General features: G+C 47.0%; 14 protein-coding genes and 1 riboswitch. Of the genes, 7 read left to right on the plus strand and 7 right to left on the minus strand.

Features of this window, described 5'->3' with window-relative positions; genetic code table 11:
- Window positions 1-22: 22 nt before the first annotated feature.
- A complete protein-coding gene (locus tag QUA42_RS08565; protein WP_333136844.1) occupies window positions 23-190 on the minus strand; it encodes a hypothetical protein in 168 nt (55 codons plus the stop codon).
- A gap of 99 nt (window positions 191-289) precedes the next feature.
- A riboswitch (cyclic di-AMP (ydaO/yuaA leader) is annotated at window positions 290-506 on the minus strand.
- A gap of 171 nt (window positions 507-677) precedes the next feature.
- Here QUA42_RS08565 and QUA42_RS08570 point away from each other — a divergent pair.
- Window positions 678-1,874, plus strand: coding sequence for a sensor histidine kinase (locus tag QUA42_RS08570; protein ID WP_333136846.1), 1,197 nt, complete (start codon window positions 678-680; stop codon window positions 1,872-1,874).
- A gap of 72 nt (window positions 1,875-1,946) precedes the next feature.
- On the opposite strand, the gene QUA42_RS08575 is transcribed toward QUA42_RS08570, so the two are convergent.
- Window positions 1,947-3,284, minus strand: a complete 1,338-nt coding sequence (locus QUA42_RS08575; protein ID WP_333136848.1) for an ArsB/NhaD family transporter — start codon at window positions 3,282-3,284, stop codon at window positions 1,947-1,949.
- Window positions 3,285-3,490: 206 nt separating this feature from the next.
- On the opposite strand from QUA42_RS08575, the gene QUA42_RS08580 reads away from it, so the two are divergent.
- Together QUA42_RS08580 and bchD are read left to right on the plus strand one after the other, a co-directional pair.
- Complete coding sequence (locus QUA42_RS08580; RefSeq protein WP_333136850.1) at window positions 3,491-4,774, plus strand: HAMP domain-containing sensor histidine kinase; 1,284 nt, start codon at window positions 3,491-3,493, stop codon at window positions 4,772-4,774.
- A 34-nt stretch (window positions 4,775-4,808) separates the two neighbouring features.
- Entirely contained in the window at window positions 4,809-6,923 is a 2,115-nt protein-coding gene (bchD, locus tag QUA42_RS08585; RefSeq protein WP_333136852.1) for a magnesium chelatase ATPase subunit D, read from the plus strand.
- 82 nt (window positions 6,924-7,005) lie between these two features.
- Here bchD and QUA42_RS08590 read toward each other — a convergent pair whose 3' ends face one another.
- Complete coding sequence (locus QUA42_RS08590) at window positions 7,006-7,332, minus strand: PEP-CTERM sorting domain-containing protein (protein WP_333136854.1); 327 nt, start codon at window positions 7,330-7,332, stop codon at window positions 7,006-7,008.
- A gap of 552 nt (window positions 7,333-7,884) precedes the next feature.
- Between QUA42_RS08590 and QUA42_RS08595 the strand changes: the two genes are divergently transcribed.
- From QUA42_RS08595 to rpsU, 4 genes are all read left to right on the plus strand, one after another.
- On the plus strand, window positions 7,885-8,613 hold the full coding sequence (locus tag QUA42_RS08595) for a Bax inhibitor-1 family protein (protein WP_333136856.1): 729 nt from the start codon (window positions 7,885-7,887) through the stop codon (window positions 8,611-8,613).
- A gap of 247 nt (window positions 8,614-8,860) precedes the next feature.
- Window positions 8,861-10,444, plus strand: coding sequence for a tetratricopeptide repeat protein (locus QUA42_RS08600; protein WP_333136858.1), 1,584 nt, complete (start codon window positions 8,861-8,863; stop codon window positions 10,442-10,444).
- Window positions 10,445-10,551: 107 nt separating this feature from the next.
- A protein-coding gene (gene prfB / locus QUA42_RS08605; RefSeq protein WP_333136860.1) for a peptide chain release factor 2 occupies window positions 10,552-11,686 on the plus strand; the annotation gives its coding sequence in 2 pieces (ribosomal slippage) (window positions 10,552-10,623 and window positions 10,625-11,686; 1,134 coding nt in all).
- A gap of 173 nt (window positions 11,687-11,859) precedes the next feature.
- A complete protein-coding gene (rpsU, locus tag QUA42_RS08610) occupies window positions 11,860-12,054 on the plus strand; it encodes a 30S ribosomal protein S21 (protein WP_006632476.1) in 195 nt (64 codons plus the stop codon).
- Between the two features lie 11 nt (window positions 12,055-12,065).
- Here rpsU and QUA42_RS08615 read toward each other — a convergent pair whose 3' ends face one another.
- The 4 genes from QUA42_RS08615 to QUA42_RS08630 all read right to left on the minus strand — a co-directional run bounded on the left by QUA42_RS08615 (window position 12,066) and on the right by QUA42_RS08630 (window position 14,864).
- A complete protein-coding gene (locus QUA42_RS08615; RefSeq protein WP_333136862.1) occupies window positions 12,066-13,529 on the minus strand; it encodes an AtzE family amidohydrolase in 1,464 nt (487 codons plus the stop codon).
- A 24-nt stretch (window positions 13,530-13,553) separates the two neighbouring features.
- The gene (locus QUA42_RS08620) at window positions 13,554-13,730 is read right to left on the minus strand and encodes a DUF4089 domain-containing protein (protein WP_333136864.1); all 177 of its coding nucleotides are present in this window, start codon (window positions 13,728-13,730) and stop codon (window positions 13,554-13,556) included.
- Between the two features lie 120 nt (window positions 13,731-13,850).
- Window positions 13,851-14,312, minus strand: a complete 462-nt coding sequence (locus tag QUA42_RS08625) for a KGK domain-containing protein (RefSeq protein WP_333136866.1) — start codon at window positions 14,310-14,312, stop codon at window positions 13,851-13,853.
- A 99-nt stretch (window positions 14,313-14,411) separates the two neighbouring features.
- Window positions 14,412-14,864 (minus strand): hypothetical protein, encoded by a 453-nt coding sequence (locus tag QUA42_RS08630; RefSeq protein ID WP_333136868.1) that lies wholly within the window; start codon window positions 14,862-14,864, stop codon window positions 14,412-14,414.
- Between the last annotated feature and the right edge of the window lie 204 nt (window positions 14,865-15,068).

Raw genomic sequence — 15,068 nt, forward strand, 5'->3', positions numbered from 1 at the left:
GCAGTTATTAATTGCACCGCCATCACAGGCAGCCCGTAACGCAGAAAAGTTTGAAAAGAAATCCGACGCCCGTGCAGTCAAAACCAGCCGCCGGCAACAAAACTGCATCTCGGATGACAACGGGTTTTACCCGCTTCCACGTTGCAACTCCTGCAAGTGCGATCGCAGATAAATTAAGCTGTATAAACATTTCAATCTTCTTCAGAGTCAGGGCAGGTACAAGAATCTTGAACAATACCAACCTGAGACACTGACGAAGCCAAACTATCTTGTTCAGAAATTTGGCTTTTCAGTCTCTTCTCAATGCCTGCGAAGTTAGCTGACGGGCTAGGACTGAGAGATGTCCTTCTCTACATAATTAAAAATTAAAAATTACACTCACTCAAACTTGGCAATTTTTAACTTTGCTTTTTAATTTTGTAGAAATTAGCCCCGAAAAGTGGTTCCTCCGCTCCAGCCACACGCTTGGTTTGATGGCGCAGTGCTGGATTAGGCTTGACTTTTTAAGCCAATTTTAAATTGGCTGGCACGACTATTTAAGTTTGTCAATATGTCTTTAGGAGTAGCCATTGGCAATCGACAAAGCCCAAAAGTTGAGAGAAAATTCAAAAAGTTAATTAATTAAACTCACCTAGAGAGATAAAATGCGATCGCCCACTTATTTCTCTACTTAAGCCATGAGAGACTTTAGCCTCGCGCTGCAAGATCGAATCGACATAATTATACAAAACTGGATCGAAGCTGTACGCTCCGACGATCAACTCGAAAGCGCTAAAGAACTCACCTACAATGGCGTGCGCGACAGCGTTCCAATGGTACTGCAAGCGATCGTAACCATGCTTTCCCAATCCCAAGAGAGCGACATTCGCACACTCGTAGAAAAAAGTTTAGAACACGGAACTCTCAGAGCAAAACAAGGCTACGACGCCGAAGAAATTGCGCGGGAATACCGCTTGCTGCGCTGGGTAATTTTCGAGGCTTTAGAGCCAGAATTGTTCAAAGCCTCTGCCACCGAAGTCAGCCGAGCTTATCGGTTAATTGACACTGCCCTCGACGAAGTGATTGCTAAATGTTTTCAAACCTTTACCCAGGAAAGATTCCAAGAACTAAAAGATTTGCAAAACCAATTGCAACTTACAAATCAAGAACTGACTCGCTTAGTTCGCGCCAATCAAGAGAACTTATCTCACTTAGCTCACGAATTAAAAACTCCCCTCACCTCTATTATCGGCTACTCAGATTTGTTTTTGCGCCAGCAACAAAACTATTCCGAAATTAAAGGTTCTGTTCCCAATATAGGACATATTGATAGAGTCCTCAACAGTGGCAGACTGTTGCTGAGATTGATCAACGATACTCTGGAAATTTCGCGGTACGAAGCCGGACAAATAAAGTTACAGCTAGCTCCAATCAGACTGCCAGATGTACTCGCCACGGTTGTTGAAATAATCGAGCCTTTAGCGAAAGCCAAAGGTTTAGAGATAGCTGTGGAGTGCCATCTCTCAGACGATCAAGTGGTGACAGATTGCTTGCGCTTGCAGCAAATTATCACTAACTTAACCAGCAACGCCATTCGCTACACCACAGCCGGTACTGTTACAATAAAAAGCGAACTTTTGCCAGATAAATATTGGACAGTAACGGTCTCAGATACAGGAATTGGTATTGCTCCTGATGACTGCGATCGGATTTTTCAACCCTACTTTCGAGCCGACAACTCCCTGATCTCTGGCATTCCTGACAGTACCGGCTTAGGGCTAGCAATTGTCGCTCGATTAGTCAACCTCTTGCAAGGTAAAATCGAATTAGTTTCTGAAGTAGGAGTTGGCTCCTCCTTCACTGTAATTTTTCCCTTAGAATTGGATGGAGTTTAGATTACTGTTAACTGTTGACTGTTGACTAATGACTGTTGACTGCCAACTGCCAACTGCCAACTAATGACTTCTTCAAATCAGAAACCGAATAGTTACATAAATAGCAGCAGTTATTAATTGCACCGCCATCACAGGCAGCCCGTAACGCAGAAAAGTTTGAAAAGAAATCCGGCGCCCGTGCAGTTCAGAAATTCCCGCAGCGACTATATTAGAAGAAGCTCCTACCAAAGTGCCGTTTCCGCCTAAAGTTGCTCCGTACATCATCGCATAAAAAAGCGGCAGCACAGCAGGTGGAAACTGCCCTGCAAAATCCGGAGCCAGCACCTCTGCCGGTGCGAGTCCGATATTGACTACATACTGTTTTAGCAGCGGCACCATCGCTACTACCAGCGGAATATTTGGCACCACGCTCGACATCAAACCCACAAAAAATAACAAAACTAAAGAACCCAGAAAAATATTCTTACCTAAAATTACTGCTAATATTCCAGATATACTGCCGATTACTCCCGTTTTTTCCAAACCGCCAATCAGCACAAAGATAGACATAAAAAATAGCAGCGTGCTCCAATCTAAATCCCGCAAAATATTATTAACAGAATCAATTTGGGAATGGTGAGCTAAAAGCATTGCCAAAGCAGCCCCCAACAAAGCAACCGCTGCCGGTGAAATAGGCACGGGCAGAGACTCTCCTATGACAAAAAATGTCAGCACGAAAGCTATAATTAAGCCACCCACTGCTAAAACTCGGGGGTGATTGATTTTTGGGCGCGGCAAATGTTCCAAATCATCTAAGTTTTTGTGCCAAATTTCGCGGAACAGCCAAGGTAACATAACTAATATGACTGCTACGGCAATTACCCCCCCAAAACTTAACTTTACCAGGTAATCTGCAAAGCTCATGTTAATAGCATCGCCGACAATGAATGTCGCCGGATCGCCCACGATGGTCAGCAGTCCCGAACTGTTAGCTACAAATACCATTAAAATCAGTAACGGCACAAAATCTACACCGAGTTCTTCTGCCATGGGCGGAATTAATGGTGCTAGCAGCATGACTGTCGTGGCATTGGGCAAAACAGAACAAATTGGCGTAGTAATTGCGACAATACCCAGCAAGAGATTTTTGCCTTTGCCTTTAGCCAAAAGCACAATTTGAGTTGCCAAGTATTCAAATACTTTGGTAGGCTCAAAGGCTCTCACCATTACCATGACGCCGAAAAATAAGCCCAGCGTGGCGTGACTCCGACCGATATATTCGATCGCGTTGTTTAACGTCATCACGTGGGTAAAAACCAGAATCACCGCTCCCAGAAATGCCGCAACTGTGAGGTGTATCCATTCTGTAATTATTAAGAAAACTACACATATAAATGTTGTTGCAGCGATCGCAGCTTGCACTGTTTCCATTTAGTCCCCTGAAAAAAATAAAACTTAAAAATTAAAAACTCTTGGTTCGAGTGAATATACTACTTTCTGGCTATTCTGTCAATAAATTTAAGTGCTGATTTTGCCAGCAACAAGCTGGGAGCGACTCATCAAGAGCTCTCCAGCACAGGGAAAAATCACCTCAAAACTACTTCTTTTGGCAGGGTCGCCCTTGCCCAAAGTTTGGTATGGCGCTCGGGCGAGCGCTCAACTACAATGAAGCATGGGCAATCTCTGCCAAACTCAACCCCCACGCAGACATTATGGACTACAGCCAAGTGCTCGCCGAAAAAACCGATATTATCGTCCAGAACTGGATTGAAGCAGTTCGTCAGGATCGGAAAATTGAAAGCGCTGACGCCTTACCGCACTCAGCAATCGAAAATCACATACCTCACCTGCTGGCGGCGATGGCCACAGTGCTTTCCCAATATCAAAACAGCGAAATAAAACTATTAATTGAAGCTAGTTTAGATCACGGATTTCTCAGAGCCGAACAAGGCTACGACGCTGCAGAAGTAGCCCGGGAATACCACTTATTACGTCAAGTAATATTCTCGCAGTTAGAATCAGAATTGCTAGCAGGAACCACTGCCGACGTATTCAGAGCTTTTAGGCTGATAGATGCCGTAGTAGACGAAGCAATTGCTCAGTGTTTCAACAGCTACGTCGCTCAGAGGCTGCAGGAACTTCAACAAATCCAAACTCAGTTACAACTCACCAATCAAGAACTCTCTCGCCTGGTCAGCGTCCATCAAGAAAACGTCTACCATTTGGCTCACGAACTTAAAACTCCTCTCAACTCAATTATTGGTTATTCCGAACTATTCCTGCGAAAAGAAAAATGGCAATCTCAAGTCAAAGATACTCTCCCCGGCATCGAACACATCGAGCGAGTATTGCGTAACGGCAGACACTTGCTTCGCATGATTAATGACACACTAGAACTTTCTCGCGCCGATGCGGGAAAAATTAAACTTAACCTGCGGCCGACTAATGTACAATCTGTAATTAACGCCGTAGCAGAAATGATGCAGCCAATTGCTGATGCTAAAGGATTAAACCTCACTGTTACCAGCGACTGCGCCCCAAGACAAGTAATCGCCGACGCACAGCGGCTGCAACAAATTCTGACTAACCTGCTGAGCAATGCCATTCGCTATACAGAATCTGGTAGCATCGAATTAAGTTGCCACCCTGCTGGAGACGGAAAGTGGGCGATCGCAATTACAGATACCGGCATTGGCATCGCCCCGGAAGATACAAAGCGCATCTTTGACCCCTTCTTTCAAGCAGGAGAAGCAGCCAAACAGCTCTTTCCCACCGAAAGCACTGGTCTGGGATTAGCAATAGTATCGCGGCTCGTCACGCTGCTGCAAGGCAAAATCGAGTTAGTATCAGAAATAGGAGTCGGCTCAACTTTTACCGTGATTCTGCCGCAAGAAGTTAAAATACTCCAAGAAGTAAGCTAAACATTAAGTTCAAATTTTTACATCCGAAAATCCTATGCCCGCAGCCAACCTTAGCCCTTCCACCACAGCCTTTCCCCTAACCGCCGTAGTCGGGCAAGAAGCAATCAAATTAGCTCTGCTGTTAGCAGCAGTCGATCCCGGATTGGGAGGAGTTGCGATCGCAGGCCGCCGCGGGACAGCAAAATCAGTAATGGCCCGCGCCTTGCACTCATTACTGCCACCCATTGAAATTGTTAAAGATTCTTTTTGCAACGCCGAACCTAATGAAATTGTTGCAGAACAGGCATCAGGCTTGTTAGCAGAAAATGGCCGCTCAGATGCCCACACCACCGATACTAATTCCTTAACTACTGAAATAATTCCCACACCATTCATTCAAATTCCTTTGGGTGTCACCGAAGACAGACTCTTAGGTTCAGTCGATGTCGAACAATCAGTGAAATTCGGTCAAACCGTATTTCAACCCGGACTCTTAGCCCAAGCAAATCGAGGCGTACTTTATGTAGACGAAATTAACCTCCTCGATGACAACATTTCCAACCAATTGCTAACAGTATTAACCGAAGGGCGCAACCAAATAGAACGCGAAGGCATTAGCTTTCAACACCCCTGCAAACCTCTATTTATCGCCACCTACAACCCCGAAGAAGGGCCGCTGAGAGAACATTTGCTCGATCGCATCGCGATCGTACTTTCAGCCGACGCAGCACTCGAACTAGAAGAAAGAGTCTATGCAGTAGAACAAGCTTTATCCTACTCCAGCTCCCCCCAAGAATTTCTCAATCAATACAGCGAAGATACCGACAACCTCAAAACCCAAATCATCCTAGCCAGAGAATGGCTCAAAGATGTCAGCATTAAACGCGAACAAATTGCCTACTTAGTAGAAGAAGCCATCCGGGGTGGCGTTCAAGGACACCGCGCCGAAATATTCGCAGTCCGCGTCGCCAAAGCCGCCGCCGCCATCGAGGGACGCACAGAAGTTAACGCCGAAGATTTGCGCCGCGCCGTAGAATTAGTTATCGTACCCCGCGCCACCATCATCCAAACTCCCCCAGACGAAAACTCTCCTCCTCCTCCCCCCCCACCGCCTCCCCAAAAGCAGTCAGAACAAGAACAAGACGAACCAGAAAACGAGCAAGAAGACGAAGAAGACCAAGAGGATGAAGACAACCCGGAACCTGAAGAAGAACCAGAAAAAGATACCATTCCCGAAGAATTTCTCTTCGACCCCGAAGGGGTAATTCTCGACCCCAGCGTGCTTTTCTTCGCCCAAGCCGCCAGCCGCCAAGGCAAATCGGGCAGTAGAAGCACCATTTTCTCGGAAGATAGAGGCCGTTACGTCAAGCCAGTATTACCCAAAGGCCCCGTCCGCCGCATCGCCGTTGACGCCACCCTCAGAGCCGCCGCACCCTACCAAAAAGCCCGCCGCGACAGGAGTTCTAACGCCCCCCAACCCCCCCTTAGCAAGGGGGGGCAAGAGGGGGTTCAGCGCCGTGTATTTGTGGAACAGGGAGACATTCGAGCGAAGCGCTTGGCCAGAAAAGCTGGAGCTTTAGTCGTATTTGTCGTCGATGCTTCGGGTTCGATGGCCCTCAACCGGATGCAGTCGGCCAAAGGCGCAGTCATGCAGCTACTCACAGAAGCTTATCAAAGCCGCGACCAAGTTGCTCTCATTCCCTTTCGCGGGGAACAAGCAGAAGTGCTGCTACCGCCGACTCGTTCGATAGCCTTGGCCCGCAAGCGTTTGGAACGGTTGCCCTGCGGAGGCGGTTCCCCCCTGGCCCACGGTTTGACTCAAGCAGTGCGGGTGGGAGTCAACGCGCGGCAGTCTGGAGATATTGGTCAAGTTGCGATTGTCGCCATTACTGACGGACGCGGCAATATTCCTTTGGCTCGTTCTTTGGGCGAACCGATTGTAGATGGAGAAAAGCCTGATATTAAGCAGGAATTGTTAGAAATTGCTGCCAAAATTCGCGGGTTGGGAATGCAGTTGCTGGTGATTGATACCGAAAGCAAGTTTATTTCGACTGGCTTTGCGAAGGAATTGGCCAAGACTTCTGGAGGGAAATACTATCACTTGCCCAAAGCTACCGAACAGTCGATCGCAGCTATGACTAAAAATGCTCTGCGCGACGCGATCGGCTAAAATCCTGATAGCCACATTTATCTGCGTTTATTCGCGTTTATCTGCAGTTAAAAATCCAAAAATTAGACTTTTGGCCAAAAGTCTAATTTTTAACTCTCACTCTCCGGCGACTCAGCGCCAGCGAACCCGCAACTAAACCCAACCCTACCACCGTCGAAGGCTCAGGAATTCTTACGGGAAGAGGTACGCGGTTTGCCGTCCCCCGGTTCGGCGTTGAAGAAGTTGTACCTTGGGGGAGTTGACCGGTCTGAGCCAGCAGCAAATTTTCTGAACCCTGCCATGAAGCAGCGGTAGAAACGGCTCGGACATTAGCTGCAACTGCAGCTTGACCGCTGGAAATAACGGCGGCGGCAGCCAATAAAATCCCGGCTGTAGGGGGCAATAATTTGCGCTCAAAAAATCTGGGCATTGGACATTACCTATTTAGCAGTTTGTCGATAGAACTCGAGCTTTTCATTAATTTTATCGGTATCCTCTGTCTGAGCTACCTTAGCAATTAACGGAACCGATTTTAGATTTTAGATTTTAGATTTTAGATTTTATTTATATTTTAGATTATTGAAGTTTCTGGTCCCTAGTTTCAACTAAGTCGCAAATCAAAAACCTAAAATCAACTGTGGCCCCTGCCTCTAGCATATACTCCATGATCCCCAATCGTAAATCCCCCCTCCAAAATTGATTGACTTCAGCTATCTGTGATTTGATCGACTTTAAGCTAGCCCTTGGCAGCAGATAGCGCCGGCCCTTTAAACTCTATAGCTTTGCAGCGAGGCGCAACGGTGCGAGACAGCGACACGGCACAGACCTGTACGCAGTCGATTATAAACAATCGATCCCGGGTTTGGAGTGATTTCACCCCCGTTCTTTATCAAATCTTTAAACTATTTCAGATTTTGCAAACTAAGTGTAAAGCTGTCAAAATGATAGATAGCAATTCTCAGCCAAAATTAGGTAAATCCTCGTGAGTAACACTAGCAATTTCCGCGAAGCCGTGCGCGAGGCCAAAAACCACGCGCTGGTAGGCCCCAACGTCATCTCCAACGCTCTCCCCTTCGTGGGCGGCGGACTTGTCTTAACTGCTGTCGGCACCTACGGGGGCCTGGGAGTGATCCGCAACTATCCTGGGATCTTCTTTCCCACCTTCATTGCTGCGATCGTCGTAGAATTAATTCTCTTCTTCATCGCCCGCGGTGCCGCCGAACAAGGCAACAAAAACACCGCTTTGCCCCTGCTGGCAACCTACAGCCTGCTTTCCGGCTACACTCTCAGCGGATTGGTATTTACAGCCCTCAGAACCCAAGGCGTCGGCATCTCCGGCATCGCTTTTGCAGCCCTCGGATGCGGCATTACCTTTATCGCCGCCCGCCAAATTGGCTCCAACCTTTCTGAACAAGACGGCATGGCCCTCACCAAAACTATCAGTTTAGGTGTGATTGCTTTGTTAGTCGTCGTTGGCGGTCAGTTTCTGCTCTCTCTATTTGGCATCTACACCCCAACCTGGTTGGAAATTGGCATTTCTGGCATCGGCGTGTTTATATTTGCCGGCGCTGCGATCGTCGATTTTTACATATTACCCCGCAGCTACCGCGACGATCAGTATTTGCCCGCCGCTCTGTCGATGTACTTGACCTACATCAACTTGTTCATTTTCATTCTGCGCCTGCTGATTGCTATCAACAGCCGCGATTAATTGAAACTTTAGCTTAAAAAAAACCGCGGCTCGATCGACATCCGGCCGCGGTTTTTTTTTATTAAGATTTGGAATTAAGATAATCGTCATCGCCTCCTCTGTCCCTCATACAAAAAACTTATATCCTATTCACAGTCGGCCGACATAAGGTATAATTTTAGTTTTTAATCACTCAATCAAAACTCTTGCTATCTAATTGTGTCGATCGCGATTGCAATATTAATCACAAATTAATTGGGGAAAACTCATGTACTTAAAATATGAAGATATTAGGATAGTCAGTGTAGAAATTACCTCCAGGTGCAATGCAGCTTGTCCGCAGTGTCCCCGCACCGACAACCCGATTTTGCCGGGGGCGGAATTAAAGATGGAGGATATTGAGAGAATTTTCCCACAAGAGTTTTGCTCTCAGTTGGATTTGGTGTATATGTGCGGCAACTACGGCGATGCTATGACTAGCAATACCACAATTCCGGCGATCGAGTATTTGCACCGCATGGGAGTTCCTCATATCAGCCTGTACACCAATGGTAGCGGACGAAACCCCGACTGGTGGCAAGCCCTGGCAAAGGCGATGACAGGAGAACACGATCGCGTAATTTTTAGTATCGACGGGTTGGCCGATACTAACAGCATCTACCGCCAAAATACCAACTGGGACAGGATAATGCAGTCGGTTAATGCCTTTATCCAAGCAGGCGGAAAAGCTGTATGGCATTACTTGATATTTGAACACAACCAGCACCAAGTAGAAGCAGCACGGGATTTAGCCCAACAACTAGGATTTGTCGAGTTTGTACCGAAAGCTACCTCTCGTTTTGTGGCGAAAGAGATTTATGACAAAGAGTCCGCAAATCAACAACCCCCGAAGGCAGAAAACTCTCAGGTAGATGCTAAGAGCGAGCGCCCCAACCAACCAGCAACAACTAATGCGTCAGCCCCTCAAAATCAAACACAGACCGCTGTTGGGTTGCACCGACAAGCTGAGGACTGTTTGAAACAAGGACAGCTCTCAGAGGCGATCGCAGCCAGCCAACAAGCCCTGAAAATTCAGCCTAATTTTGCAGCAGCCTGGAAAACTTTAGGCAATGCTGTTCAAGGTTTGGGGAAGATGCAAGCAGCAGCAGATTGTTACGCCAAGGCACTCAAAATTCAGCCTAATTTTCCAGAAGTTTATGCTAATGTAGGCAGTCTTTATGCTCAACAGCAACAGTGGCAGCCAGCTAGTGCTTATTACCAAAAGGCGATCGAGCTTAAACCCAATTTTGCCGGAGCTTATCGAAATTTAGCTAAAGTTTTGACGCAGTTGGGGCAACCAGAAAAAGCAAATTATGCTTGGTATCAAGCTATAGCTATCGAAACCTCTCAAGCACCAGCTCAAACTCCGGTCGTCCCATCAAAGCCAGCCAGCGAAGAACTCCAACCCCCATCCTTGGAACAATATAAAAATCCCCAGGGAGACCAATTTATCCAAGCTGTAGAAAAATTTGGTAGCCTAAATAATTACTACCGCAATGTAGAAATTAGCTGTCAAACTCAAGCCAGCCAAGAAATTTTCATTAGTTTTGAAGCGGAACTCTGGCCTTGCTGTTGGGTAAGCCATACTAAATACGCTGTTTACAACCACACTTACCGACCGCAATTTCTGGCTTTAATTGAACAGTATGGCAAGGGGTTTAATTCTCTCAGAACTCAATCGGTGAAAGATGCGATCGCCAGAGATTGGTTTCGCGAAGACCTCACAAAAAGTTTTTCCTGTTCTAAAAGGTTGGACGTATGCGCTCACGAATGCGGTAAAACTTTCAATTCAACAGGTTCGCAGTATATATAAGAAGGAAGGCACGACACGGATTTAGACACAGATACACGGATTAATTGCTGAAATGTCGAAATTTCAGCTAAAATCAACAATACACCCCACAACTAGGAGAACTCACAGTGGAAGTTCTAGACATCAAACACAATATCGAAACATTGTCCGATCGACTGGGTACAACCCAGGACTATCTTTGACATCCCCGCACTTACAGCCAAAATTCAAGACTTAGAGCAAATCTGCGCCCAACCAGCATTTTGGGACGACCAAGATCGAGCTCAAGAAACTCTCCAAGAACTGAATGACTTAAAATCTCATTTAGACCAATATCGCGGCTGGCAAACGAGCTTGGAAGATGCTAAAGCTATTTTAGAACTGCTGGAGTTAGAAGCCGACGAGTCCCTGTTCCAAGAAGCCTCATCGAGTCTTTCTCAGTTAACCCGCGAACTTGACCAGTGGGAACTGCAACAATTACTATCCGGGCCCTACGACGAAGGCGGCGCTGTTTTGACGATTAACGCCGGGGCCGGCGGCACAGATGCTCAAGATTGGGCCGAAATGCTGCTGCGGATGTACACCCGCTGGGGGGAAAGTCAAGGTTACAAAGTACATTTAATGGAAATTTCCGAGGGAGAGGAAGCAGGTATTAAATCTGCTTCTTTGGAAATTGTCGGCCGCTACGCTTACGGTTATATGCGATCGGAAAAAGGCACTCACCGCTTGGTCAGAATTTCGCCTTTTAATGCTAACGACAAGCGTCAAACCAGTTTTGCTGGCGTCGAAGTGATGCCAATTCTCGATCGATCCGTACAGTTGGACATCCCCGAAAAAGATTTGGAAGTCACTACTTCCCGCGCGGGCGGCAAGGGCGGGCAAAATGTTAACAAGGTAGAAACCGCAGTCCGCATCGTTCACCTTCCTACGGGTTTGGCCGTCCGCTGTACAGAAGAACGCAGTCAGTTGCAAAACAAGGAAAAAGCTTTGGCATTACTCAAGGCGAGGCTGTTGGTGATTGCTAAGGAACAGCGGGCTTCGGAAATTGCCGAGATTCGCGGCGATATGGTGGAGGCGGCTTGGGGCAACCAAATTCGCAATTATGTTTTTCACCCATACCAAATGGTCAAGGATTTGCGTACTGGGGTGGAAACAACCGCCATCGCAGATGTAATGAACGGCGAATTAGACCCGTTTATTCAAGCTTACCTGCGGCAGGAAAATCAGTTGATAGCCCAAACCGATGGAACCGCGCGAATATAATTGGCGCCTTGACATACAAAGTCCACCTGCGCGGACTAAAGAATCAAGAGCAGTGATGGCAGCGGATTTGCTATAATTTTGGGGTTTTGGCCGATCGCCCGACCTTCAACAGGTCGCGCGGTCAAAAACCTTGATATGATAAAACTTGATCTGACAAACACTAAGGAGAAATAATGACCCAAGTTGTAATAGGCGAAAATGAAGGGATTGAGTCAGCCCTACGACGGTTTAAGCGACAAGTTTCTAAAGCGGGTATTTTCCCCGACATGAGAAAGCACCGCCACTTTGAAACTCCGTTGGAAAAGCAGAAGCGCAAAGCTATTGCCAGAAGGACTAAGAGACGCTTTCACCGCAATAACAAGCCCTAGAATTATTAGCACTAAATTGATTCGGCAGATATAATGCCTTGCGATTCTAGTACCGCAGCGACTCGGAGAATCACCGCTTCGCTGTAGGGAGCACCAATAATTTGTACCCCCAAGGGCAAAGCGCCGGGCCGCTGTACGGGCACGCAAAGAACGGGCAAGCCAATAAATGATAGGGGTTGGGTGAAAAGTCCGAGATTGGGACGCACTAAGATTTCTTGTCCGGCTATTACCATTTTCTCGACGCCAATTTCAGGGGCAGCTATCGGGGTTGCGGGTGCGAGGATGATGTCTGTGTGTTGGAATATTTCGCGAATTCGATCGCGGTACCACTGTCTGAACCTCTGGGCTTGCAAGTACCAAGTCGCAGGGATCAGGGTTCCCGCTAAAAAGCGATCGCGCGTCGCCGGATCGAAGTCTTGAGGGCGCGATCGCAAATTGTCTAAATGCAAATTTCCCCCCTCGCAAGCGGTAATGATAAATGCCGCAGCCCGGGCGCGATCGGATTCCGGTATGCGGACAGTTGCAAGCCCCCCTATTTTTGGGGGGTTTGTTGTTTTTTCTGTACCATTACCACAATCCAAGACATTTGTCAAGGCTTTAGCAACTATTTCTACAGCCTCCATTGCTTCCGGTTCGGCCCCTGTGGCGAAATACCCGTCAGCAACAGCAATTCGCAATCCTTCGATGCCTTGATTTAACTGCGGCGAACAAAGTTCTGGCGGGCGTTGAGTGCAAACTGGGTCACGAGAATCAGGGCCTTGCAGGATATCGTACAGCAGCGCCATATCTCTGATCGATCGCCCAAACGGCCCGACACAATCCAAACTACTCGAAAATAAATAAGCGCCAGCCCTCGACAAACGGCCGTAAGTAGGCTTAAAGCCAAAGACACCACACAAAGCAGCCGGTACGCGGATGGAACCGTTAGTATCAGAACCGAGAGTGAAGGGTACAAAACCGGCGGCGACTGCTGCTGCGGAACCGCCGCTGGAACCGCCGGCGATGCGCGCAGTATCGCGGGGATTGCGAGTCGGCCCGTAGTGGCTGTTTTCGGTGACGAAACCGTAGGCGTACTCGTCCATGTTGAGAGTACCTACGAGGACAGCCCCGGCTTGTTTGAGTCGGGCGACCACCGCCGCGTCCTGGGTAGCCGGAGGATTGTCAGCGTTGATTTTTGACCCTGCTAGGGTGGTAATTCCGCCGATGTCGAACAGGTTTTTAACAGCGAAGGGAACGCCTGCTAAAGGGCCTGGGTTTTCGTTATTTGCGATGGAATTATCTATTTTTTCGGCTGCTGCGAGTGCGCTTGATGCAGTGATTGCAGTAAAGCAATTAAAAGCTTTATCCTTAACAGCAATCCGTTCCAAAGCAGCATTTACCGCCACTGTAGCCGTAATCTTACCAAATTTAACCGCCGCTGCCGTAGCAACCGCATCAGCCTTCTCTAAAAAACATCTGCGTTCATCTGCGTTCATCTGCCCTCATCTGCGGTTAAAAATCTAAGGTTCAAACACCGGCGCGACTTCTACTTCTGGGGGTAAAGGAAACTCAGTAACGAGTCGGGCGATCGCAGCTATTCTCTCGAAGTTTACCACAACACCGGGGCGGTGTTCCGGGTCTAACGGTAAGTTTATCAGTTCAGCGGTGCGATCGACATAATCTTCTACATTTACCATGAGTCCCTCCCAAAAAAACATCAGCGTACATCAGCGTACATCCGCCCCCATCTGCGGTTTAAAAGCTCAGGTTCAGATATAAGTGCGATCGATTATTGTATTGTAATCGCGATCGGGCTGTCAGTTGTTATTGCTCAGTTTTTTGTATTCCTCGGATTGCCTGATATCATCTAGAGGCGATTTTTGCTCTGGTGGTTCATCAGGAGCAAACTTTATACAGACCTGCGTTTGCCAAGACTGCAAAGTTTGATTAAGTTCTATTTGAAGCTTTCCTTTTTGCCAACCCTTGGAACCAATTTTTAGAATTTGACAATCAATTCCTTCTTGAGGCGATTTCCAGTTTATATCCCCTCCCATAATTTGTGTTTCTTCGTTAATCGACAGATATTGTATCCACTGAATTATCGATTTCTCACGTTGGTTAGTTTCTGCTACATAAGTCTGAAGCATTACCTTGTTAAACTTACTGGAGGCTAGCTCTTTAAATCGGCGTACCGTAAAAGTAGCTTGACCCAATAACAAAACATCATCATCGCCGTCTAGTGTCTCATAGGTTCTATTGATTTCAACTTTTTCGTCCATTTTATTTCACAAGATTCTGCTACTTGATATTTTATACTCTTTGGAGGTGTGTGAGTCAAGCTGGTTAACAAAATCAATTTACTATCCCACTTTCCCAACTCAAACACTGACAGTTTCCCGCAACCTCTCAACGGCAACATCCAGCGGAGGCCAAGCAAAATCCTCCGCATCCCTCAATTCCTTAACCTTCTCAAAAATCTCAACCTCTGCCTCTTCCCTATCCGTCAGCTTATCATAAAAACAAGGGTCAGTAAACCACTGCTCAAAAGCAATCTCTAACCGCCCATTCGGTGCTAGTTCAAACCGCCAATACTTAGAAACCCTACTATCAAACACCTCAAACAGCGGTGCAGGATTGTGCATGGGATAAGAGGTGTAGTTATCGTCACAAATATAGTACCAAACATTACCCTGCGATTGGTAAAGAGCGTAGACAACATATTCCTTGCCAAGTGTTAGGGGAAATTCCACTTCTTTCGTAAAATAGAACTCAGATTTGAGGTAACTTTCAGGGAGTTCATTACCTGTATTGGCAATACAGCGAACTTGCATGGTGTTTATAATTATAGACAGAATCAGGAGTTACGCTCGCTTTGACAAGGAAATCAAATTGTAGGGTGCGTCATAATTTCGTACTTATAACGCTTATTTAGGGTTTGGCTTCTCACCCACCTTAGTCGTAATTGCTCAACTAGGGGAAAAAAGGGAGCCATGAATAGAGAGGGCTTGTTGAATAGCTTGATAAGCAGTTAAGCC

The sequence above is a fragment of the Microcoleus sp. Pol11C2 genome, assembly GCF_036701505.1.
Classification (GTDB): domain Bacteria; phylum Cyanobacteriota; class Cyanobacteriia; order Cyanobacteriales; family Microcoleaceae; genus Microcoleus.